Genomic DNA, 23,630 nt, shown 5'->3' with positions numbered 1-23,630 from the left:
CTGCGCATGGCGCTCGGCTCAACACCCGAACCCACACCCGTACTTCAGGCCCAGGACATCCACAAGTCCTACGGCAAGCACCCCGTCCTGCGCGGCGCCGACCTCACCGTCGCCCCCGGGCAACTCGTCGCCGTCGTGGGCGAGAACGGCGCCGGCAAGTCGACCCTGCTGAAGATCCTGGCCGGCACCCTTCCTGTTGACCGCGGCGAGGTCACCTTGTCCGGCACCCTCGGCTACTGCCCGCAGGACCCCGTCCTCAACGCGAGCCTCACCGTCGAACAAAACCTGCACTACTTCGCCGCCGCCCACCGCCTGCCCGACCTGGACCGCGGCGGAGAACTCGTCGAACTCCTCGGCTACGAGCAGTACCTGGCATCCCTCGCCGGCGAACTGTCCGGCGGCACCAGGCAGAAGCTCAACCTCACCCTCGCCCTCCTGCACGATCCGGACGTCCTCCTTCTCGACGAGCCCTACCAGGGCTTCGACTGGGACACCTACTTGAGGTTCTGGGACCTGGTCGACGACCTGCGCACCCGCGGCAAAGCCATCGTGATCATCACCCACCTCGTCTTCGAACAGGATCGCTTCGACGTGCTGGCCGACCTCACCGACGGACGCCTCACCCCGCGCGCGATCTCCCGGGAGGACCACCATGTCGGCGCCTGACGCACTCCAACTCAGGCCGTTGTACCGGCAGTTCCCCACCGCTCTGCGGTTCTGCGTACGCGACCAGACCCGCAACCGGCTCGCCGCACTGCTCCTGGTCCTCTTCGTCCCCGTCTGGTACCTGATCATGGACGCCCTGGCCGGACACACACCACTGGACTTCAAGCTGTACGCCACCGGTGACGTCCTGCACGTGGACGGCAGCCACCTGACGCTGATCTCGGCCGGACTCAACTCGGTCACGATGATCGCCGGGTTCGTCGTCTTCGACGCCGTCCGCAAGGCCCTCGTCTTCGACCGGCGCCTGGTCTTCGCCGGATACCGGCAGTCCACGCTCATCGGCGCCAAGTCCCTTGCCGTCGCCCTGGTCGCGGGGGCGATCGCCCTGTACACCGCGCTCGCGATGCTGCCCTTCTGGCAACCGGGTCCCGGCGGCTGGTTCGCCGTGCTCGCCGGCTTCACCGCCATCGCGCTCACCTACGGTGCCCTCGGCCTGCTCCTCGGCGTCCTGGTCAAGCACGACCTGGAGGGCTTCTTCCTGATCATCATGGGCGGACTGATGGACACCTTCCTGCAGAATCCACTGGGCAACCCCCTGGCCAACAAGCCCGTCCTGGAATGGTTTCCCTCCTTCGGGCCGATGCAGTTCGCCGTCGGCGGCTCCTTCGGCCACACCGCACTGTGGAGCCACCTCGCACTCGGTCTGGCCTGGGCGGCCGCCTTCACCGCGATCGGGCTGGTGATCTTCCGGATCAGGACCCGCAACCGCACGCGCACCGGTGGCTGAGAAGGGTAGAACTCCCGCCGCAGCAGCCGGCCGCTCCCCTCGGAGTAACCCGATCCGCTTCTGCCGTACGACGACTACCACGGCCCGCGTGACAAGCATGAAACCATGATTGTCATCGAAGTCTTCGTCCCCGCACGCGCCCTCGACCCGGCACAACAGCAGCGACTCGGCAAACGGCTCATCGACGCTCTCATGGGCACCGAGGACGCCCACGCCGAAGCTGTCATGGACTCGGCGCGCGCCCCCACCCAGGTCCTCATCCACGAGCCCGCCGCCTGGATCACCGGCGACCGCCGCCCGGTCGCCCCCCCGGATCCGCCCCGCTACAGTGGCAGCCCGCTTCCCACTCCGAGCGCTGGTTGCCGTGGGTGGGGATGCCCTTGGCCCGCTCAAACAGGCCCTCGGCACGACCGGCTAGGGCACGCGCACCCACAGCGCCTTGGACGGTGTTCCCTGGTCGTCGGTGACGAACAGCATGTACCAGCCGGCCGGGACCAGGTCGCGGTTCTTCGGGACGGTGACCTGGATGCCCTTGCCGTCCTTCGTCTTCTTGAAGGCGAGGGCGATGGAGCGCTGTTCGACGTCGGTGACGTGCGTGGTGGAGCTGGGCGGATCAGTCGCGCCGTCTTGATGACCGACGCGTATTTGGTGGAGAAGGTTGCCGTTCCGCCCAGGCTGACGGTTTTCGGGCCGCCGGTCAGTGTGGGCCGCGAGTCGCAGGTACGGCGGGGTGTAGATCTCCAGGCGCTGCTCGAACACCCCGGGCCGGGTCTTGGCCAGCACGCTGGCCCAACGGGAGCCGAAGCGGTCCGGACCGCAGCACCGCCGACGCCGGCCAGGGGAGGCGGTGACCAAGAGCACCGGCGCGCCGACCCGCATGTCCCCGTACACCAGCGCCTCACGAGGCCGGACGTCAACCGCTGCCGTGTCCTCGCCGCCTGCCTTCTCCTCCGGCGGGAAGGGCGTCCGGGAGGCGGCTACGGCCCGGTTTCCCGTCCCCTCGTTCGGCGGTTCGGCCCACGACCGCACGGTAGACGGACCGGGCGCTCGTCCTGTCGACGGCCCGGATCCAGTCGTGGCTTCGGCCGCGGCATCGCGCACGGATGACCCAGGTCGATTCCACACCCGGCACCATATGACCGGCACGCCAGGCACGGTCCCGTGGGTTGTCGGACGCTCTTGCGCATGCCGGCAGCCACGGATTCCACGACACCACAGCCCTTCGCCGGGAGGAGGTGAGGGACGCGGCGCGTCGGGACCGGCTCATGCGCCGCGAGGCCTCACAACCTGCGGCGGGCCGAGGCTATGGGCACGGGTTCCACCCCCTCGACCACCGTGTTGCTGAGGCTGCCGAGTCCCTCGGCCATGATGGTGACCGTGTCGCCAGGCGTCAGGGGCGGTGGTTCGAACACGCGGTTGCGGCCCCAGAGTTCGGCCAGGCATCCGCCGTTCCCGCAGGTGCCTGAGCCCAGGACGTCGCCGGGGCGGACCCAGGTGCCTCGGGAGGCGTAGGCGACCATCTCCTCGAACGTCCAGGCCATGTTGGCCAGGGTGTCCCGTCCGACTGTCTCACCGTTGACGTCCACCGTGAGTATGAGGTCCAGGAAGCCGTCGGTGTCGCGGTGGGGCTCGAGTTCGTCGGCGGTGACCAGCCAGGGGCCGAGGGTGGTGGCCGTGTCCTTGCCCTTGGCCGGGCCGAGTTTGACCTTCATCTCCTGGCCCTGCAGATCGCGGGCGGACCAGTCGTTCATGAGGGTGTAGCCGATGATGTGCTCGCGTGCCTGCTCGGAGGTCAGGTCCCGCCCGGCTCGTCCGATGACGGCGGCCACCTCCAGTTCGAAGTCGAAGCGGCGGCAGCCGGGCGGAACTGGTACGTCGTCGAAGGCGCCGGTCATCGCGTAGGGATTGGTGAAGTAGAACGCGGGCTGGGTGTACCACTCCTCGGGCACGGTGTCGCCGTATCCCTGCGCGACGCCTGCGACATGGCCTTCGAAGGTCATGAAGTCCCGTACGGTCGGCGGCTGGAGCGGTGGCAGCAGCCGGACCGTGGCAAGGGAGAAGGGCCGCGATCTGGTCAAGGCCCGGGCGCCGGCCGCACGCAGTTCGCTCTCGCCGGCTTCGATGAGGTCCAGCAGAACGACGCCGGGTTCGAAGGGATGGACCTGGTCGTCGATCACGACTCCGGAGTGCTGCTGCCGGTCGTGGCGGAAGGTCGCGTACTTCACGCTCGAATCCCTTCGGGTTCGGTGACCGGTGCTTCGGTCTTCTCGGAGGCGCTGTCGCCACCGGTGCGGATGCCCAGGAAGACGGCGGCGATCGCGGCGGCGACCACGCAGGCGATCGCGGTGAGGACGAGTCCGTTGTTGTAGCCGTCGGTGAGAGCCCGTTGGGTGAGCGGGGCGAGTTTGGCGCTGAGCGGGCCGAGTTGGGCGGTGTGCAGGGCGATGGGTCCGCCCGCGTCGAGGATGGCTGCGGCTGTTCCGTGTTCGGCGGGCGTGAGTCCCGCGCCCGCGAGGCTGTCCGTCAGCTTGTTGGTGGCCATGCCGAGGGCGACGGCGCCGACGAGAGCCGGGCCGAGGGTCTGGCCAAGGTCGCGGACGAGGCTGGTGGTGGCGCTGGCCATGCCGGTCAGACTCGGCGGTACGACGTTGACGGCGGCGGCGGTGATGGCGGCGACGACCAGGCCGAAGCCGACACCGTTGAGAACGAGCGGGCCGAGCAGGGGCACCAGGCCGGTCTCGTGGATCGGCACCTCGCGCAGCCAGAGCTGAGCGGCGGCCAGCGCCGCGAAGCCGGCGACGAGCATCGGGCCGGGACCGACCCGGTGCAGCAGCCGGACCAGGAGCGGCCAGATGAACGGCGTGATGCCCTGCATCACCAGGAAGGGCACCGCGGCCTCCAGCGGGCTCTTGTGCTGGATGACACCGAGCCGGATGCTCAGGTCGTACGCGCCGCCCAGGAAGCCGAACATGCCGATGACCGCCATCGCGGCAGAGGCGGCGAAGGCCGGGATGCGGAACAGCTCCAGGCGCAGCATCGGTGAGGCGCTGCGGCTCTCCGCCCAGATGAAGGCGCCGAGCAGGGCGGCCGCGGTGGCGAAGGAGAGGACGACGGGCGCCGAGCTCCAGGCGTCCGAAGGGCCCTGGATGATGCCGTACAGCAGGGCCAGCAGAGACAGCGCGATGGTGATCTGCCCCGGCCAGTCCAGCGAGCGGCCCTCGGGGGCGCTGGACTCGCCGGTCAGGAGCCACGCCGCTGCCGCCGCGACGAGCGCGAGCAGTCCGGTGGCGGCGAACGCCCAGCGGAAGGAGGCGTGTTCGACGATCGTGCCGGAGAGCAGCGGGGCGATGAACGCGCCGAGGGACAGGGCGGTGGTCCACGAGGCGAGCGCGCGGGCCCGGGCGGCGGGCGTCGGTGAACTCGCGGTGATCACGGCCAGCGAGGCGGGGAAGAGCGCGGCGGCGCCGATACCCGAGAGCGCCTGCCCGGTGATCAGCTGCGCCGCGGAATGGGAGGTCGCCGAGACCGCGTACCCGACGGCGACCAGCATCGCACCACCCACCAGCAGTTTCTTACGTCCGTACAGGTCACCGAGGACACCGAAGGTCAGCGCGAGCACGGCGGCCGGGACGAGGAACGCGTCGCTGATCCACGTCAGTTCGGCGCCAGAGGCCTGGACCGAGCGCTGGATGACGCCGTTGATCGCGGCGGGCAGCACCAGGCCGATCTGGGCCAGGCACACAGCGAGGCAGCCGGCGACGATCGTCGCGGTGTGCCGGGTCGTCGGAGCGGCCGACGGGTTGGCGGGTGCGTCGTAGGCGGGGCTGGAGACCATGTCTCCTCCTTGGGATGGTCAGGGGACGGGGCGGTCCGGGGAATTACCGGCGGCTCAGAAGGCGGTGTGGGCGCAGGCGAGTTCGGCCATGCGGCCGAACAGGCCGGGGCCGTCGAGCGGCGGCAGGGAGGGGTCGAGCTCCTGGTAGACGGTGTGCACGTTGACGGCGAGCCGTTCGCTCTCGTCCAAGTCGGCGAAGCGGCCGAGGCGGATGTCGCGTGCGGCGTCCATGACCGGCATGCCGGCCTTGAACCGGGTGGCGGCCTGCTCGTGGACGAATTCGAGGTAGTCGCGGACCTTCTGGACTGCCTTCTTGGTGGTGACCGGACCGTGTCCGGGCACGATGGTGTCGGCGTCGAGGCCGAGAAGCAGATCGCAGGCGGCGAGCCAGTTGTCGAACGGCCCGTGCCATACGACGGGGGTGGCGCCGGCGAACACGATGTCACCGGTGTAGACGACACGGGCCCGTGGCGCATGGACGATCGTGTCGCCGACGCTGTGCGCGGGGCCCACGTCGATCAGGCGGATCTCCGTGCCGCCGACGTCCAGCGCCAGCTCCCCGTCGAACACTCGGCCCGGGAGGACGGGTTCGATGGCGGCATGGTCGAAGGAGCCGAAGATCCGGCGGGCGAAGCGTCCGGTGAGATCCGGGGCGGCGGTCAGTTGCCGCATCTCGGCCGGCCCCACCTGTCGCATGTCGGCCAGTGAGCCACGGGCCGCGATGATCTCGGCATGCGCCACGAGCTGGTTGCCGAACCAGTGGTCGCCGTTGCCATGGGTGTTGACGACGGTCGAGATGGGGGCGTCGGCGGTCACGGGAGCCAACGCGTCGAGCATCTCTCCGGTGAGCCGCAGGTCGTAGAGGGTGTCGATGAGCAGCGATGCACCCCGTCCGACGACCAGCCCGGCGTTGCTCATGCCCCAGCCACCCCGGCTCGGCAGCCAGGCATGACAGCCGTCAGCGACCTCGACACGGCCCGCCCGGGGGATTGCGGAAGCCACACTGCCTCCTGTCCATGTCCCGCGACAACACGAGACGTGAATCCATGAATGGACTGAAGTCCATTAATGGCCTGGAATCTAGATCCGTCTCTGGGAAGGGGTCAAGAGGTATGTACCGCTGTGCTGTACTGGAGTCCATGAAGATCCCGGAGGCAGAAGCGGCTACCCCGCGCGAGGTACCGGTCCCGGGGCGCCGGGAGCGCAAGCGCCGCCAGGTCCGCGACCAGCTGTACGAGGCGGCTGTGGGACTGTTCGTGTCCCAGGGCTACGAGGCGACGACCATGGACCAGATCGCCGACGCCGCGGACGTCGCCCGGGCCACCGTCTTCAACCACTTCTCACAGAAGGTCGGCTTCCTGGAGGAGTGGGGCGTCCGCCGCCGGGCGCGGGTGGCGGCCATCCTCGGCCGGCAGCACTCGGAGGACCTCCCGGTCGGCGAGCGACTCAGGCGCTATCTGCGGGAGATGGCCGAACTCAACGTCACCTCCCGCGCGGAGACCACCGTCCTGATGGACGCCTCCGCACGCTTCGGCAGACTGCTGCAGGATCCGTCTCTCGAAATCGAACTCACGAAGATCGTCGACGAGGGGCGGCGGCGCGGCGAGATCCGGCGGGCGGTCGACTCCGACCAGGCCGGCGCCCTGCTCTCGGCCTGTTACTTCTCCTCCGTCCTGCGCTGGATCCGGGAGGAGCCGCCGCCCTTCGACCTGCCTCGCAGCCTCGACTCCGCGCTCGATATCGTCCTGCGGGGCCTCCTCACCTCTGGATGAGCCGACCGGACCGCCACCGAGGTTTCCACAGCGAACAGAAGTCTTACGAGAAGCTGACGCGGGACCGAATCACCTTCGTCCCTCCTGCCCCACAGGCAACTCTGGCTCTGCACGTCACCGACCGGCGGTGGCGGCGAGGTACGAGGAGTCAGGCGTGAGCAGGCATACCAGGCGCAGGTCGAAGTTGCAGGTCCGGCTGACCATTGCCGGAGCAGGAATCCTCGCCTCGGCGGCCGTCGCGACGACGGTGGCCATCGCCTCGGCGGGGGAGGTCTCCCGCGGGCACGAAGGCGTGACGACGAAGAGTGCGAAGGCGGGAGCCGACCACGCGGTCTTCGTGCAGGGCAACGAGCTCGACGGCAACACCATCCACGTCTTCAAGCGCGGTGACGACGGAAAGCTGACCGCCGCGGGCACGTACGGCACCGGCGGCAAGGGCGGGGACCAGGTCGACGCGCCCACCGACTCCCTCGCCTCCCAGGGCTCGCTCGTCTACGACCGCGGATCGCACCTGTTGCTGGCAGTCAACGCTGGCAGCGGAACCGTGACCTCGTTCCGGGTCGAGGGGCAGAGGCTGACGGACCGGCGGGTGGTGCGCTCGGGCGGGGACTTCCCCTCGTCCATCGCGGTGTCCGGCAAACTCGCCTACGTCATGAACTCAGGCGGCGAGGGCAGCATTCAGGGCTTCAGGATAACAGCCAAGGGCCTCAAGTCCCTTGGCGGTTCGCAGCGCTCCCTGGGTCTGAAGAACGAGGAGGTGCCGCTGTTCAGCAGTTCGCCCGGCCAGGTCGCGTTCACCCCTGACAGCCGTGACCTGGTCGTCACCACCAAGTCCGCCAACACCATCGAGGTCTTCCCGATGCGGCGCGACGGGCGTCCCGCGCACCGGGCAGTCGTCAACGACTCGGCCGGTGGCGTGCCGTTTGCGATCACCTTCGACAAGGCGGGCCGGATGCTGGTGGCCGAGGCCGCGAAGTCGACGGTCAGTACGTACAAGGTGCGTGCCGACGGCCGCCTCAAGGTCGTTCAGAAGCCCCTGGCCAACGGGCAGAACACGCTGTGCTGGCTGGAGCGCGCGGGCGACTTCTTCTACGGCGGCAACACCGGCAACTCGACGGTCACCGGCTACCGCACCGACCGACACGGCAGGCTCGCTCTCACCAATACGGTCGGCATCGCCACCCCGCCGTCGGCGATGTCCCAGGGAGTCATCGACCTGGCGGTGACACAGGACGAGAGGTTCCTGTACGTGCAGAACGGGACCTCCGGCACCGTCGACGGCTTCCGCATCGGCAAGAACGGCTCGCTCACAAAGGTCACCACGGCCACGGGACTGCCCCCCTTCGCCGAATCCGGTATGGAGGGCATCGCCGCGGTGTAACGGAACGCCACCGCGGTCCGGTGCCCCGGAGACTCCCCCTCCGGGGCACCAGACGTGCTCAACCGCTGCAGAGCGGACCGGCACGACAGCCCGCTCAACGATCAGGATTCAATGGACTCCGACAGGAATATTGCTTCGCTTCTGTTCGACTCCTGTCGTGTGCCGTTCATGATGCCCTGGACGCCGGTGATCTCCAGGCCGCCGAACATGCGCTCGGCGGTGCGCAGGATGGGGGTGCCGCCGAGTAACCGAGCCCTCGAACTCGAAGCTGACACCCTGCTCGGCAGCCAGCTGCTTCTGACGCGGTAGAGGTTCGGTGACATGCCGAGGTGGGCTGCCGCCTGGCGCATGAACGGCACCGCGGCGATCTTCGCCAGGCCCAGCGGGAGGAAGACGAGGGACAGCACAACGGCGAGGATGGTCTGCGCGGTGTTCATGCCGATCGGTCCCTGCGTTCAGCGCCCAGGCGGGCCGTAGTAGTCGATGAGGTCGGGGGCATCCACAACGGCCGGGTTGACGCCCTGTTCGACCGAGGTGCCCTGGAGGAGGCGTTTGACGGGGACTTCGAGTTTCTTGCCGGTGCGGGTGTGCGGGATGCCCGGTACTTCGAGGATGTCGTCGGGGACGTGGCGGGGTGAGGCGCCGGTGCGGATGGCGTCGCGGATGCGGTCGCGGAGGGTGTCGTCCAGTTCGGTTCCGGCGGCGAGGACCACGAACAGGGGCATCCAGTAGCCGCCGTCGGGTTCCTCGGCGCCGATGACGAGGGCCTCGGTGATCTCGGGGAGGCGTTCGACGACGTCGTGGATGTCGGCGCTGCCCAGGCGGACGCCGTTGCGGTTGAGGGTGGAGTCGGAGCGGCCGTGAACGATCACCGAGCCGTGACCGGTGACGGTGATCCAGTCGCCGTGCCGCCACACACCGGGAGAGGAGGAGAAGTAGGTGTCGCGGTAGCGGCTGCCGTCGGGGTCGTTCCGGAAGTACAGCGGCATCGACGGCATCGGGCGGGTGACGACCAGCTCGCCGACCCGGTCCACGATCGGGAAGCCCTCGGCGTCGTAGGCGGCCAACGCCGCGCCGAGGTGGGGTGCGGACAACTCCCCCGCCCAGACAGGTGTGTTGGGCGAGCCGCCGGCGAAGCCGGACACCACGTCCGTGCCGCCCCTGATCGACGCCAGCAGCACACGCTCGCCGACGTGGTCGCGGACCCACGGGTAGGCGGAGGCCGGCAGGCACCAGAGCCGGTGCACCCCACCACACGGATCGACGACAGGTCGTGCGCCGAGGGGTCGATGCCGAACTTGGCCATGCCCAGCAGGTACTGAGGCTGGTGCCGAAGACTGTCACCTGGTGGCGCGCGGCCAGCTTCCACAGGGTGCCGGGCTCGGCGAGGGGTGCCGGGCTGCCGTCGTAGGTGCAGGTCGCGGCGCCGGTCAGAAGGGTGGAGGCGACCAGGTTCCACATCATCCAGTGGGTGGGTGATGTACCACAGAAGGCGGTCGCCGGGGCCGAGGTCGGAGTGCAGACCGAGAGTCTTCAGGTGCTCCAGCACGACTCCCCCGTGGCAGTGCACGATGCCCTTGGGCAGGCCGGTGGTGCCGGAGGAGAACACGACCCACAGGGGATGGTCGAACGGCACCGGCGTGCAGGCGAGTTGCTCGGCGCAGGTGGCCGCGTCCTCCCAAGGGACGACCAGCGAGGGATACACCCGCGAGAGCCAGGGCAGGCCCACGTGGTCCACCAGCAACGTCGCCCTCAACGTCGTCAGCGCACCGGCGAGTTCGAGGACGGCGTCGCGGCGGTCGTGGGTGGTGCCGTTGAAGAAGTAGCCGTCAGCGGCGATCAGGACGGTGGGTTCGCGCTGGGCGAAGCGGTCGGCGGCGGCCTTCGGGGCGTAGTCCTGGCCGCACACCGACCACACGGCGCCCAGGCTCGCGGCGGCCAGGAACGCGATGATCGCGTGGGGGGGGTGTTGGGCAGGTAGCCGACGACCCGGTCGCCCTGGCGGACGCCCAGGTCGCGCAGGGTCCCGGCCCAGGTGACCGCGCTTCTCGACGAGCACCTGCGACCGGGAGTCGAGCCCGTCCTGCGCGAACCGCACATCCCCGCCTCCACCTACTACCGCCGGCGCCGGGCCGAGAAGGAACCCTGTGAACGGATCCGCCAGGACACCGAGCTGACAGGTTGACAGGAGACCGAAGGCGGGCGGGCGGATGCGCGGACGCGTCGGGTCGCCCTGTTACTGGATCGTCCAGGCCTGGTTGGACTGGTTCAGGGGCATCCACTGGTCGATGGCGGCTCCGTTCGCCGTCGATGCGTTGCCCACCTCCAGGATCTGCCTGCTCTCGAAGTTGCGGATGAGGTACCCCCCGCTCGTCTGCTCGAAGTACCACAGCTGGTTGTTGCCACCGTCGTAGGTGTACTGCTGCAGCGCGGCCCCCCTGTGGTGGCTGGAGTTGTCGATGTCGAGGACCTTGCCGCTGCTCCTGTTCACGATCTTGTAGAGCTGCCCGCTGACCGGGACGATGTTCCACTGCTGGTTGGCGCCGGCGTTGCCCGGCCACTGGATGACGCTCGCGCCGTCGGTGGTGGAGTTCTGGTACACGTCCATCAGTTGCCCGCTGTTGGCGTTCTTGATCGTGTAGTACGTCGAGGGGTTGGTGTTCGGCGTACCGGTCGAGTCCTCCAGCGCCCCGCCGGCCTGCTGCACACTGAAGTCGGAGAAGAAGAAGTAGGCGCCGTCGGTCTTGGCCACCCGCACGTAGCGGAACTTCTGGCGGACGTCGATGCTGCCCGTGAGCGTCGAGGCGAGCGGCAGGGTGCTCGTCTGGCGTCCCAGGACGGTGTAGGTGCCGAAGGACGGGTCGTTGGAGCCCCGGATCTCGAAGTTGCCGCGAGTCTCGGGCTGGTCCAGGTCCTGGCGGGTGGTCAGGGAGAACTGTCCGAGCCGGTAGGCCTGCCCCAGGTCCACCTGCCACCAGGCCGAGGTGTCGCTGCCGGTCGGCGACCAGCCGGTGGCACTGTCGTTGTCGTCGGCTTTGGCCGGCCCCCAGGCGGAGCCGTTCACCGAGGAGGAGGACGCCGGCTTGTTGTAGGCGAGGTTGATCTTGGCTGCCAGCCCCTGGTAGGCGGGCTCAAGACCGGAGGCCTTGATCACCGAGGTGCCGGAGGTCGTGTTGTTGGTGAGCGTGACGTGGGTGCCGTTGCGGTTCTGGTTGATGAATCCGTCGGTGTGCGACAGCACGTTGTTCGAGACGGTCATGTTGTCCGACCCCTCGTCCATGTAGAGGCCGCTGACCGCGGAAGCGCAGGCGGCCGGCGTACGCACCACGTCGTGGACGTAGTTGCCGTTGATGACCGTGCCCGGGTCGTTGGAGAGGTGGTAGATGCCGGCGGTGTCACACAGCCGGTTGATCACGTTGCCGATCCGGTTGAAGCTTATGGAGTTGTTCCCCTCCGCGTTGGCGGCGGACTGCCAGCCCCAGCCGAGCGAGATGCCGGCCCACGGAGTGTCGGAGATGTCGTTGTGCTCGATGGTGGTGCTGTTGACGAAGCCCGCGTTGATGCCCGCGGTTCCCAGGTAGTCCTGGCCGATCCGAGTGATCAGGTTGTTCTTGACGGTGACGTTCTTGACCACCTCCCTGGCGTCCTCACCGGGCGGGGAGGTCGGCGGGTTGTAGACGCTGTGGTATTCCACGGTCGGGTCGGAGAACTTGCCGACCATGATCCCGTTGCCGGCGATGTCGGAGACGAGGTTGCCGGTCACGGCGCTGTCGTGCACGCCGTGGGACAGATCGAGGGCGGTGGCGCCCATCTGCGTGAAGGTGTTGCCGGTGAAGGAGACATGGTCGGCGTTCGCGGCCTGGACACCGGCCGGCGGACGGTCGACGTACTGGTTGTTGGAGTTGTCGGCCGAGATGTTGTAGTTGCCGCCCTGGGCGTTGAGGTAGCCGTTGTCCGTCGCCTCCATCCAGGTGGTCCGGGTGAAGGTGATCCCGGAGAAGCGCAGGTCGTGGGCGGGACTGCCGAGGCTTGTGCCCTTGACGTCGAAAAGCGTCTTGAGCGTCGGCGCCTGCACGGTGGCCGTGGACATGTCCTCGCCGGGGCGGGGCTTGTAGTAGACGGTCTGCGCGGCCGTGTCGACGTAGAACTCTCCCGGTTCGTTGAGGAACTCGTGGGCGTTCTCGAAGTGCAGGGGGGAGCCGTCGGAGAGCACCGGGAAGGGGCGCTGGAACAGGATGCCCGCCTCGTGGTCCTGGATGGACACGTTGGCGGTGCCGTTGGCGGAGCTGATCGACTTCAGCCGCAGGAAGCTCTCGCCCCACTGCGTTTCCAGCGCCATCTCGACCTGGTTGAGGTGGTCCCAGTTGGAGACCTGCGAACTGAGCACCTTCAGCAGCTTGTTGGTCTTGTCGCTGCCCTGCAGTTGGAAGTCCGTGCCGATGTCGGGGAAGCGGGCCCGGGTGGCGCGGACCCCGTTGACGTACAGCTGCCGGAAGTTGAGGCTGCCCACCGGCGCCTTGTACTCGCCGCCCGCGGCCGCGGTCCAGCCGGTGACCGCCTTGCCGCCGGTGATCACGGGCGTCTCACCGTTGTACGCCTGGTAGACGACCGTGTGGCCGTTGGTGCCCGAGTCGCTGGTGCCGAAGGTGACCGGGGCGGTGAGGGGATAGGTGCCTCCGCGCAGGTTCACGACGATGTCGTCGGACATGTTCGCGTTGACGGCTCGGACGGCGGCCTTGGCGGCCTGGATGGTCTTGAACGCCGCGGCGGTGCTGGTTCCCGAGTTGCTGTCACTGCCGTTGACGGGGTCGACGTAGAAGTTCGTCGTGGCCGCGTAGGCGGGTTGAGCGGGCAGCACAGCCGCGAAGACGACAGTTGCCGCTGCGAGCGCCTTGACCGTCCCCGCGCCGATACGTATGGATCTCATCTGTGGTGCCTCTCCTCAATCTCGCGCCTCATGAGTTGCATTTATCGAGGCAATGGGGCACCACCGTCAAGATGATAGACATGCTTATTTTTCACCAATGCAACACCAGTGACATACGGACGCGTGAGTCGCGACACCAAGCGCACCACCTGTAGCGCAGAATTGCCCAGGTCGTAGCGCTACGCGGCGATCGGTCGCCGACCGCATCCCGCTCCAACTCATCCAGCAAAGTCACCCAGCCCAAAATAAGTAGTACTCATTTTGGGAATACTGCCGCCGTCAATCCCCTACATCTCATGTGACGGCGAACCACCGCGGATGACCCGTGCCGGGTCGGGTTCGCGCACCGTCGGCACCGGGCTGGTCACGGGCCGCCGTTCCGTTCCAGCGCCGGGCGGTGGAATCGGCGCGCGCCCGGCCTTCCCGTATCGCCACGTCATGACAGGTGACGTACGTGAGTCAGGCACGGAACACCTCCACCCGGCACCCGGCACCCGGCACCCCGATCTCGATCGTGACAGCCTCGCGGTACCGCAGGTCCGCGAACCGTGCTCGTGTCATAGCCGACCGGTGATCGCCTGCAGAGCGACTCCGGTCCCCCCGACGACGACCCAGAGGACGGCGCCCAGCAGCAGGGGCCGCGGACCCGCCTGGCGCAGCTGAGAGAACTTGAGTGACATACCGATCCCCGACAGGGCGAGGGTGATCAGAAAGGTGCTGATCACCGGAAGCACCGGCTGCCATGAGGCGGGAATTCCGCCGCAGGTGGCGAGAGCCGAGGAGGCGAGGAAACCAATGACGAACAGGGGAAACGCTCGCCATATGTGCCCGCTCGTCGTCTCGTTCGGTTGGACGTGGGTGGCCCGCCGACGCCAGGTCCGCCACATCACCAGGGCCGCGCAGATCGGCACGATCATGAGGCTGCGGGTCAGCTTGACCACCACCGCGTAAGCGCCGGCCTCCGTTCCGTAACCATATGCGGCGGCCACAACCGAGGACGTGTCGTTGATCGCGGTGCCACTCCACAGCCCGAACGCCTCCTGCGACAGCCCCAGCAGATGTCCGATCGGAGGAAACAGGAGCACCGCGGCGATGTTGAACGTGAAGATGGTGCCCAGCGCATAGGCGACCCGGGCCTCGGCGGCGCCCACGGCGGCGGTGACCGCAGCGATCGCCGAGGCTCCGCACACGCCGGTTCCGACTCCGATCAGCAGCCCGGTCTCGCGGTGGACCCCCAGCAGTCCGCCGACGACCCATGCACCCCCCAGTGCCACCGCCAGCGTGCCCAGCATCACCGGCAGCGACCCGGCCCCCACGTGCAGCACTTCGCTCAAGGGGAGTCCGGCTCCGAGCACGATGATGGACGCCTGAAGAACCTGTCTGCCGACGAAGGCGTGGCCGGGGCGCAGGCGCTCAGCCACTCCGGGTGCGGCGAACCGCCCGAGCAGTGCCCCGGCCAACGCACCGACCACGATGCCGAACACCGGGCCGCCCACCGTCGGGGCGAGGCGGCCCAGCCATGTGGCCGGCAGAGCGACCGTCACAGCGGCGGCCAGCCCGGGCAGTTTGGCACCCACCACACGTGCGGTTCGTCTCGTCCCGGCGAGAGCGCGCTGTGGCAGCGGCTTGACCAGCAGGGTGTAGGGCGATTCCATGGCGTCTTCTTCCTGATCCGTTCCGTACGGCCGACTCGATCCGTTCCGCACGGCCGACTCGGTCCGTTCCGTACGGTCGACTCGATCCGTTCCGTACGGCCGCCTGGTTCTGTTCCGCACGATGGCCGTGATCCGTACTGCACGATCACCGCGTCCAGTCGGTGTTCGGTAGAGACCGATTTCCGAGGAGGTCATAAGCAGTGCTGATGGGACTCCCCCCGGAGACACCGGAATTGAAGGTTCTGGAACTGCTGGTCTCGGTCGCGGAGACCGGCAGTCTTGGCCGGGCCGCCGCACGCCACGGGATGAGCCAGCCGGCGGCGAGCATGCGGATCAGCGCCCTGGAGCGCCGGCTTCGGCTGGTGCTGCTCGAACGGAGTTCCACCGGGTCGCGGCTGACCCCGGCCGGGACCGCCGTCGTGGAATGGGCACTGCCGGTCCTCGACGCCGCCAGGGCGCTGGTCAGTGGCGTCGCCGCGCTCCACGCGGATCAGCAGGGCCGACTGCGGATCGCGGCGTCCATGACCATCGCGGACCACCGGGTGCCGGGCTGGCTGATCACTCTGCGCGCCAGACTCCCCCAGGTCAGGGTCGCCCTGCGGGTCGGTAACTCGGCTCAGGTCACGGACATGGTGCGCAGCCGAGAGGCCGACCTCGGCTTCGTCGAGGGCCCGCGCGCGCCCGACGGTCTTCGCAGTCGCACCATCGCCGAGGACGAACTCGTCGTGGTGGTGGCGCCGGGACACCCCTGGGCCAGGCGTCGACAGCCTCTGCCGCTGCGCACGTTGGCCGCGACCCCGCTGATCGTGCGGGAACAGGGGTCGGGAACGCGCGACGCCGTCTGGGAAGTCCTCCGCCGGTCCGCTGCACACGATCCCCTGGCCTCAACGGACACAGCGCCGCCCGACTCGTCCTTGGCGGGGACTCCCCCGCCGCCCGCCGGTCGCCGGCCACGAAGTGCCGTCGGCAGCATGGTGGTCGGGCCGAGAACATGTGCAGAGCCCGCCCCGCCTGCGGCGGAGCTCGGTTCCACCACCGCGATCAAGTCCGCGGTGTCGGCGGGCGACGCTCCCGCGGTGCTGAGCCGTCTCGCCGTGTCCGCCGAACTCGACGACCGGCGGCTGATCAGCGTCCCGCTGGAAGAGCCTGCCCTGCTGCGGCGGCGTTTCCGCGCCGTCTGGCAGCGTGAGACGCCACCCACGGGGCCGGCCGCCACGCTGCTCGCCCTCGTCTCCGGCAGGTAGCAGGAGGTTATTTCCGTTCGCGCGGCTCTCGGCAGGCGCCATGCGGCTGCGGCCGCCCATGCCGGTGACGCCCTGGCTGAGCGGCGCCTCGCGACGAGCCCAGGACGCCCGACGCCCGACGCGCGCGTTGCGCACCCGCCGTTCCGTCCCACCGAAGGCCCCGCGAGGCAGCGCAACCCGGACCGCTGTCCATGGAAGACGCCGGGGCGCCGGACGGCCCCGGCAGCCCGGCAGGGCGGGGCGAGCAAGCCTCCGGTTGTCGCAAAGCCTGGCGATATCAACCCGCTCATGACTGTTTTGCCTGGTCAGCGAGGCGCTTGCAGTGAGGAGGTTGGCGTAACCGACGCGTAATTCCGGCCACTGGTTGACGTAACACGCCATCCCCAGCATTCCGGCCATGACAGGGATCATCGCTGGTGGCAGAGGGGCAGGCAGCCGTGTCGCCCCGGTGCGGCGGGTCCGGGACGTGCTGCGTACGCGGATCCTCACCGGCGTATACGGAACCCGGCCGTTGCCCTCCGAGGCGGAGTTGGCGGCCGAGTTCCGGGCCAGCCGCAACGTCGTCCGGGACGTCCTCGCCCTGCTGCGCATGGAGGGTCTGGTCGACCGTATCCCCGGCGTCGGAACGTTCGTCGTGTCGGGAAAGGCCGTGCAGGGGCTGGACCGGCTGCGCGGGCTGGCGGAGTGCTTCGGCACCGGGCCGGACCGCATCGTCAACCAGGTACTGCTGGCGGACACCGTGCCCGCCACACCCACCGTCGCCGAGCGGCTCGAACTGGCCCCCGGAACCGAGGTGATCGCTCTGGAGCGGGTGCGGCTGCTCGACGGGCAGCCCCTGTCCCTGGACGCCAGCTACCTTCCCGCGGACATCGGCAGACCCCTGCTGGAGATGGACCTGACACGGCACGACGTCTTCGGGTTGCTCGAAGGCGAGTTGGGCCTGCCTCTGGGCGCCGCCGCACTCTCCATCGAGGCGATCGCCGCCGACCGTACGGTCGCCGGTCTCCTGCAGGTGCCCGACGGCTTCCCCCTGCTGTTCCTCGAACGGCTGACCTACACGGATGCCGGCCGGCCGATCGATCTCGAGTTCGTCCGCTTTCGCGGCGACCGGATGTCCCTGGCCGGCTGGCTCCACCGCACCCCCGACCCGCTGCTGAACCACCCGTACTCCGAAAGGGGCTGACTTCCGTGCAGATTCCACCTCAGTCGCAACGGCGCGAGCTCACCTGCGACGTCCTCATCGTCGGCGGAGGCACCGCCGGCACGATGGCGGCGCTGACCGCGGCCGCGCACGGCGCCGACGTGCTGCTGCTGGAGAAGGCCCACGTGCGTCACTCCGGTGCGCTGGCCATGGGCATGGACGGGGTGAACAACGCGGTGGTGCCGGGCAAGGCAACGCCCGAGGACTACGTCGCGGACATCACCCTCGCCAACGACGGCATCGTCAACCAGCGCACCATCTACGAGACCGCGACCCGCGGCTTCGGCATGGTGCAGCGGCTGGAGGGCTACGGCGTCAAGTTCGAGAAGGACGAGCACAACGAGTACGCCGTACGCAAGGTGCACCGCTCCGGCAGCTATGTGCTGCCGATGCCGGAGGGCCGCGACGTCAAGAAGGTCCTGTACCGCACGCTGCGGGCCCGTCATGTGCGGGACCGGGTCACGATCGAGAACCGGATCATGCCGGTGAGGGTCCTCACCGTGGACGGCCGGGCGGTCGGTGCGGTGGGCTTCGACACCCGGTCCGGAGAGTTCGTCACCATCTCGGCCGGTGCGGTCATCCTGGCGGCCGGGGCCTGCGGACGGCTGGGCCTTCCGGCCAGCGGCTATCTCTACGGCACCTATGAGAACCCCACCAACGCGGGCGACGGCTACGCGATGGCGTACCACGCGGGCGCGGAGCTGTCCGGCATCGAGTGCTTCCAGATCAACCCGCTCATCAAGGACTACAACGGGCCGGCGTGCGCCTACGTGGCCAACCCCTTCGGCGGCTACACGGTCAACGCCGACGGCAACCGGTTCGTCGACTGCGACTACTGGTCCGGTCAGATGATGGCCGAGGTCAAGCGAGAGCTGGACAGTGCCCGCGGCCCCATCTACCTCAAGCTGAGCCATCTGCCGGACGCCACGATCAGCCAGATCGAGGGCATCCTGCACACCACCGAGCGGCCCACCCGTGGCACCTTCCACTCCGGTCGCGGACACGACTACCGCACCCGGGACATCGAGATGCACGTCTCGGAGATCGGACTGTGCAGCGGGCACTCCGCCTCGGGCGTGTGGGTGGACGAACATGCCGCGACCACCGTGCCGGGCCTGTACGCCGCCGGGGACATGGCCTGCGTACCGCACAACTACATGATCGGCGCCTTCGTCTACGGGGACATCGCCGGCGAGCACGCCAGTGTCTTCGCCGCCTCTGCCGGCCGGCCCGCACTGCCGCAGGACCAGATCCAGGCGGCGCACGAGCTGATCTACCGGCCGCTGTCCCATCCGGACGGCCCGCCCCAGCCGCAGGTGGAGTACAAGCTGCGCCGCTTCGTCAACGACTACCTCCAGCCGCCCAAGACGGAGCGCTATCTGACCCTCGGTCTGGAGGCGTTCGGGCGGATGAACCGGGACATCGCCCGGATGGGCGCCCAGACCCCGCACGAACTGATGCGCTGCGCCGAGGTCACCTTCATCCGGGACTGTGCCGAGATGGCGGCGCGCGCCTCACTGGCCCGTACGGAGAGCCGCTGGGGCCTCTACCACCAGCGCGCCGACTGGCCCGAGCAGGACGACGCGAACTGGTTCCGCCATCTGAACCTGCGCAAGAGCGCGGGAACAGGCGAGATGGAGACACTGACCCGGCCGGTGGCCCCCTACATCGTGCCGGTGCCCGGCTTCACCCGCCCGGACGGGGTGCCGAACGAGCCCGCACCGGCCGGCGCCGACCTGGCGGCGGTGTGGGGATGAGCAGCAGTACGCCCACCCGGCGCCCCCACCGCATCCTGGCCCTCCTCGAACTCGCCGAAGAAGCCCCGACCACCGAGGAACTGGCGGAGTTCCTGACCGACGCCGACCCCGATGTGCGCCGGACCGCGCTGACGGTGCTCAGTGAGGCCGCCGAGTCCTGGGAGGAGCCCTCGCCCGTCTTCGCCGCGGCTCTGCTGGACCCCGACGAGGCTGTCCGCCGCACCGCGATGGAGCTGCTCGGCGAGCTGCGCGAGGTGCTCGTACCCGGAGAGGGCTTCACCCGGTCGCTGCGCGCTGCCTGCGAGCACCCGGACGCCGACGTCCGCGCCACCGCTGTCGGCTCCCTGTGGCGTCACCGGCAGTGCGATGTCGAGGAGTTGACGGCCCTGCTGTCCGACGCCGACGAGGGGGTGCGCTGCGAGGCCGTGCTCGGGTTCGTCTCCCTCGACGCGCTCGACGCCCTGGCGGGAGCCGCTGCCGACCCGGCCACCCCCGTACGTCTCGCCGTGGCCCGGGGCCTGGCCGCCGTCGGGGACCCTCGCGGCGCCGCCACCCTGATCCGCCTCGCCCAGGACACCGAGGTCCTGGTCCGCGCCGCCGCACTGACCGCCATGGCACACACCGGCTGCACCGAGCAGGCTGCCGCCCTGGCCCGCGCGGCGCTGGACGACCCCGCCTGGCAGATCCGGCAAGGTGCGGCGGCGGCCCTTGCCGTCGCGGACTCCGCGAAGGCGGTCGCACCGCTGATCGCCGCCACCCGGGACACCAACCTCGATGTGCGCAAGGCCGCCGTCAAGGCCCTCGGGGGTCTGACGGCGGGGCGCCCGGAGGTCCGGGCCGCGCTCGAGGCGGCCGTCACCGACGTGGACGCCGATGTCCGCGCCTTCGCCCGCATGGGCCTCACCGATTCCCAGACCACCGAACAAAGCTGAAGGAGACCACTGATGGCGCAAGCTGCGAACCGGGTCGACGTACCGGTCACCATCGACGAAGCCAAGTGCATCGACGGATGCACCCTCTGCGTGGACATGTGCCCGCTCGACTCACTGGCCATCCACCCCGACACCGGCAAGGCGTACATGCACGTCGACGAGTGCTGGTACTGCGGCCCTTGCGCGGCACGTTGCCCGGTCGACGCGGTAACCGTCGACATCCCGTTCCTGCTGCGGTGAGCGGGGTCTGACATGAACCCCTCCCTGCACCCGGACGCGCTGCCCACTCAGCCCAGACCGCGCGCCATGCGCCCGGCCCGCCGGGGCCGGCCGGTGCTTGCCGTACTGGCGGTGCTCGGGTTCGGTGCCAGTGCCTGCGGCACCGGATCCGCAGCCGAGTCCTCGACCGTGGTCGTCAACATCGGCTACCAGTCCAAGACCATCAACACCGTCACCGCAGGCACCCTGCTGCGTCAGCGCGGCACCTTCGAACGCAAGCTGAACGCCATCGGCAAGGCCAACGGCAAGCACTACAAGGTCGTCTGGCAGGACTTTCCCTCCGGGCCGCCGCTGACCGCGCAGATGATCGCCGACAAGGTGGACATCGGCTCCATGGGCGACTACCCGGTCCTCGTCAACGGCTCCAAGACCGCCGAATTCCCGGATGCCAAGTCCGAGTTGGTGGCCGTCACCGGCTACAACCTGCGCGGCTCGCTCAACCAGGTTGTCGTGCCGAAGGACTCCTCGGCCGAGAAGCTGTCCGACCTGCGGGGGAAGGTGGTCTCCACCAGCGTCGGCTCGGCCGCACACGGAATGCTGGCGAACGCCCTGCGCAAGAACGGGTTGAGCCCGGACGACGTCAAACTGCTCAACCAGGACCCGGCGGTCGGCGCTTCGGCGCTCCAGGGAAACCAGGTCGCCGCACTGTCGCAGTTCGTGCCATGGCCGCAGCTCATGGTCTTCCGCAAGCAGGGCAGGCTGCTCTACGACGGCGGCTCCAACGGCGTGCCGACCTTCCACGCCGTGGTCGCCCGCCAGTCCTACGCCGACGCCCACCCCGAAGTGATGCGGGCCTTCCTGGAATCGGTCCGGGACACCGCCGGCTACCTCAACCAGCATCCCCTGGCCGCCGCACAGCAGGTCGCCAAGATCACCGGCATCGAGCCGGAGGTGGTCTACCTGTACAACGGGCCGAACGGACTGGTGACCTTCGACCCGACGATCAAGCCTCAACTGGTCGTCGCCCTCGCGGCCGACCTGCCGTTCCTCAAGGATCTCGGCTCGGTGAAAAAGCTGGAGCTGGACAAGTTCGTCAACGACAGCTACCTGCGCAGGATCTACGGCGCCTCCTACGACACCGCCCGGAAGGAGATCACCTCCTCCAGCACGCTCACCGGTCAGGACCCGGTCTGCCACCAGCCCGTCGCCGACCCGGCCACCGCCTCCGAAGTGTGGTTCAGCGGCGCGCAGTCGACGGCGGTCGCGGCGACACCGACCTGCCTGCTGCGGCAGATCGCCGCGCACCACGGGAGCGTGCGCGCCGCCTACGTACCGGACGCGAAGAACGGAACCCGGATGTTCGCCTTTGCCGCGACCTGGGTGCTCGACCCGGGCGCACCCGCTGACTCCCGGCTACTGCCGTTCGAGCTGGCCGACGAGGCGGACTCCTACCTGGCGGGCCACTCCGGCGCCCGCGAACTCAGCTACGAGGCGGCACTGGCGGCTTCGTGAGCGACAGCGAACGCGGGAAAACCAGCAGGACACCTCACATCGCAGGAGCACCGACGGCTCGTAGAAGAGAGGACGCATGACCACAACCCCCGTCTCCCGGCAGTCCCTGTCTCCCACCCCTGATCCCGCCACCGTCTCCCCGCGACCGGCCCCCGGCCGTCGTCCGCTCGTCAGGGCCGGAGCATGGCCCCGCCGACTGGGCGCGGCAGCACTGTCCATGCTGCCGCTGGCCGCGGCGGTACTCCTCTGGTACCTCCTCACGGCCGACAACGTCGTCCTGTGGCTGCGCTTCGACAAGGTGCCCGGCCCCCTCGACGTGTTGCACACGCTTCGAGGCCGGCTAGCGTCCGGCGGCTACTACACGGACCTCCTGGCGAGTCTGCGCCGTATCCTGCTCGGCTTCGGGCTCGCCGCGGTGAGCGGGGTGAGCGTCGGCATCGCCGTCGGGCGCTCGCGGGTCGTCCAGATCCTGGTGCGGCCGCTCATCGAGGTCGCCCGGCCGATTCCGGCGATCGCGCTGGTGCCGCTGGCCATCCTGATGTTCCCCACCGGCGAGCAGGGCATCGTGTTCATCACCTTCTTCGCGGCGTTCTTCCCGGTGGTGGTGAGCACCATCCACGCGATGAAGACCCTGCCCAAGGTGTGGGAGGAGGCCGCCCGGACCATGGGCGCGGGCCGGTTGTCCGTACTGGCCCATGTGGTGCTTCCCGGAGCCATGCCCGGGATCTTCTCGGGGCTGTCGGTCTCCGTGGGCGTGGCCTGGATCTGTGTGATCAGCGCCGAGATGATCTCGGGGCAGTTCGGCATCGGCTACTACACCTGGCAGTCCTACGGGCTGCTCGACTACTCCGGCGTGGTCGTCGGCATGCTGTCGATCGGCATCCTCGGCTGGGGAACGGCCTGGCTGGTGGAGCGGATCGGCGCGCGGATCAACCGCTGGCTGCCGAGGAACGCCCGGTGAGCGCCGGAGCGCGGGTCCGGCTGGAGGGGCTGAAGCTGGCCTTCGGCGACATGCCGGCCGCCGAGGTCGACCTCGATGTGCGGCCCGGTGAGATCGTCGTCCTGCTGGGCCCCTCCGGCTGCGGGAAGTCGACCATCCTGCGCGCGCTGGCGGGCCTGCTCCAGCCCACTGCCGGGAAAGCGGAGGTCGACGGGAAACCGGTGGGTGAGACCGGCGCGGTGTGCGCGATGGTCTTCCAGGAGGACGCCCTGCTCCCCTGGCGCACGGCCGCGCGAAATGTCGAGTACGCGCTGAAGCTACGGGGTGTACCGCGCGGCCAACGGCGGGAGCAGGCCGAGGAGTTGCTGGCCCAGGTCGGCCTCGAAGGCTTCTCCGGTCATCTGCCGGGCCAGCTGTCGGGCGGCATGAGGCAGCGTGTCCAGCTCGCCCGGACCCTCGCCACCCGCCCCCAGGTGATGCTGATGGATGAGCCGTTCGGCGCCCTGGACGCCCAGACCCGTTCGGAGATGCAGCAACTGCTGGTCTCGGTCTGGCAGCAGTACGGCACCACGATCCTGTTCGTCACCCACGACGTCGACGAGGCGCTGCTGCTGGGCGACCGGATCGTGCTGCTCACTCCTCGCCCCGCCACGGTGAGCAAGGTCGTCGACATCCCCAACCCACGGCGTCCTGGAGCCCAGTTCGAACCCGAGTTCGCCCGTCGGCGCTACGAGATCCTCGCTTCGATGGGTGACGCCCCGCCCGCCGTCCTCTCCGTCGAAAGCACCTGACGCCCCTTCGA

At 69.1% G+C, this 23,630-nt stretch carries 17 protein-coding genes and 3 pseudogenes; 12 read left to right on the top strand and 8 right to left on the bottom strand.

What is annotated here, in order from left to right:
* Positions 1–6 precede the first annotated feature (6 nt).
* A complete protein-coding gene (locus OOK07_RS39760) occupies positions 7–666 on the top strand; it encodes an ABC transporter ATP-binding protein (RefSeq protein WP_266801458.1) in 660 nt (219 codons plus the stop codon).
* Positions 653–1,453 (top strand): hypothetical protein, encoded by an 801-nt coding sequence (locus OOK07_RS39755; RefSeq protein WP_266801457.1) that lies wholly within the window; start codon positions 653–655, stop codon positions 1,451–1,453. Before OOK07_RS39760 ends, OOK07_RS39755 begins: the two co-directional genes overlap by 14 nt.
* Before the next feature lie 414 nt (positions 1,454–1,867).
* Here OOK07_RS39755 and OOK07_RS39750 read toward each other — a convergent pair.
* From OOK07_RS39750 to OOK07_RS39735, 4 genes and pseudogenes are all read right to left on the bottom strand, one after another.
* A pseudogene (locus OOK07_RS39750) lies at positions 1,868–2,230 on the bottom strand (galactose oxidase early set domain-containing protein); the annotation flags it as partial.
* 503 nt (positions 2,231–2,733) lie between these two features.
* On the bottom strand, positions 2,734–3,678 hold the full coding sequence (locus OOK07_RS39745; protein ID WP_266801456.1) for a fumarylacetoacetate hydrolase family protein: 945 nt from the start codon (positions 3,676–3,678) through the stop codon (positions 2,734–2,736).
* Positions 3,675–5,288 carry an MFS transporter gene (locus tag OOK07_RS39740; protein WP_266801455.1) on the bottom strand — a complete coding sequence of 538 codons (1,614 nt, stop codon included), beginning with the start codon at positions 5,286–5,288 and terminating at the stop codon, positions 3,675–3,677. The genes OOK07_RS39745 and OOK07_RS39740 overlap by 4 nt, the downstream gene beginning before the upstream one ends.
* Positions 5,289–5,342: 54 nt before the next feature.
* Positions 5,343–6,290, bottom strand: coding sequence for an MBL fold metallo-hydrolase (locus tag OOK07_RS39735; protein WP_266801454.1), 948 nt, complete (start codon positions 6,288–6,290; stop codon positions 5,343–5,345).
* A gap of 137 nt (positions 6,291–6,427) precedes the next feature.
* Between OOK07_RS39735 and OOK07_RS39730 the strand changes: the two genes are divergently transcribed.
* Complete coding sequence (locus tag OOK07_RS39730) at positions 6,428–7,060, top strand: TetR/AcrR family transcriptional regulator (RefSeq protein ID WP_266801453.1); 633 nt, start codon at positions 6,428–6,430, stop codon at positions 7,058–7,060.
* A gap of 154 nt (positions 7,061–7,214) precedes the next feature.
* Entirely contained in the window at positions 7,215–8,441 is a 1,227-nt protein-coding gene (locus OOK07_RS39725) for a lactonase family protein (protein ID WP_266801452.1), read from the top strand.
* A gap of 101 nt (positions 8,442–8,542) precedes the next feature.
* Here the strand turns inward: OOK07_RS39725 and OOK07_RS39720 are convergent, their stop codons facing one another.
* Positions 8,543–8,878, bottom strand: a complete 336-nt coding sequence (locus tag OOK07_RS39720) for a hypothetical protein (RefSeq protein ID WP_266801451.1) — start codon at positions 8,876–8,878, stop codon at positions 8,543–8,545.
* Positions 8,875–10,472: pseudogene (locus OOK07_RS39715) on the bottom strand (acetoacetate--CoA ligase); the annotation flags it as partial. The pseudogene OOK07_RS39715 and the gene OOK07_RS39720, both read right to left, overlap by 4 nt.
* Before the next feature lie 4 nt (positions 10,473–10,476).
* Here OOK07_RS39715 and OOK07_RS39710 point away from each other — a divergent pair.
* Positions 10,477–10,626 (top strand): hypothetical protein, encoded by a 150-nt coding sequence (locus OOK07_RS39710; protein ID WP_266802350.1) that lies wholly within the window; start codon positions 10,477–10,479, stop codon positions 10,624–10,626.
* A gap of 51 nt (positions 10,627–10,677) precedes the next feature.
* Here OOK07_RS39710 and OOK07_RS39705 read toward each other — a convergent pair whose 3' ends face one another.
* Together OOK07_RS39705 and OOK07_RS39700 are read right to left on the bottom strand one after the other, a co-directional pair.
* A complete protein-coding gene (locus OOK07_RS39705; protein WP_266801450.1) occupies positions 10,678–13,368 on the bottom strand; it encodes an RICIN domain-containing protein in 2,691 nt (896 codons plus the stop codon).
* A 557-nt stretch (positions 13,369–13,925) separates the two neighbouring features.
* Entirely contained in the window at positions 13,926–15,023 is a 1,098-nt protein-coding gene (locus OOK07_RS39700) for a YeiH family protein (RefSeq protein ID WP_266801449.1), read from the bottom strand.
* A 206-nt stretch (positions 15,024–15,229) separates the two neighbouring features.
* On the opposite strand from OOK07_RS39700, the gene OOK07_RS39695 reads away from it, so the two are divergent.
* The 7 genes and pseudogenes from OOK07_RS39695 (at position 15,230) to OOK07_RS39665 (ending at position 23,619) form a co-directional block, all read left to right on the top strand.
* On the top strand, positions 15,230–16,267 hold the full coding sequence (locus OOK07_RS39695; RefSeq protein ID WP_266801448.1) for a LysR substrate-binding domain-containing protein: 1,038 nt from the start codon (positions 15,230–15,232) through the stop codon (positions 16,265–16,267).
* 397 nt (positions 16,268–16,664) lie between these two features.
* Positions 16,665–17,450, top strand: coding sequence for a GntR family transcriptional regulator (locus OOK07_RS39690; protein WP_266801447.1), 786 nt, complete (start codon positions 16,665–16,667; stop codon positions 17,448–17,450).
* Positions 17,451–17,455: 5 nt separating this feature from the next.
* Positions 17,456–20,157, top strand: a pseudogene (locus OOK07_RS39685) (fumarate reductase/succinate dehydrogenase flavoprotein subunit).
* 12 nt (positions 20,158–20,169) lie between these two features.
* Positions 20,170–20,397 (top strand): 4Fe-4S dicluster domain-containing protein, encoded by a 228-nt coding sequence (locus OOK07_RS39680; RefSeq protein ID WP_266801446.1) that lies wholly within the window; start codon positions 20,170–20,172, stop codon positions 20,395–20,397.
* A gap of 12 nt (positions 20,398–20,409) precedes the next feature.
* Positions 20,410–21,888, top strand: a complete 1,479-nt coding sequence (locus OOK07_RS39675; protein WP_266801445.1) for an ABC transporter substrate-binding protein — start codon at positions 20,410–20,412, stop codon at positions 21,886–21,888.
* A gap of 217 nt (positions 21,889–22,105) precedes the next feature.
* Positions 22,106–22,849 (top strand): ABC transporter permease, encoded by a 744-nt coding sequence (locus OOK07_RS39670; protein WP_266802260.1) that lies wholly within the window; start codon positions 22,106–22,108, stop codon positions 22,847–22,849.
* Positions 22,846–23,619 (top strand): ABC transporter ATP-binding protein, encoded by a 774-nt coding sequence (locus OOK07_RS39665; RefSeq protein WP_323183022.1) that lies wholly within the window; start codon positions 22,846–22,848, stop codon positions 23,617–23,619. The genes OOK07_RS39670 and OOK07_RS39665 overlap by 4 nt, the downstream gene beginning before the upstream one ends.
* Positions 23,620–23,630 lie beyond the last annotated feature (11 nt).

Source organism: Streptomyces sp. NBC_00078 (assembly GCF_026343335.1).
Lineage (GTDB): Bacteria > Actinomycetota > Actinomycetes > Streptomycetales > Streptomycetaceae > Streptomyces.
Note: the sequence above shows the minus strand (reverse complement) of the source record. Positions and strands in the feature narration are given on the sequence as shown.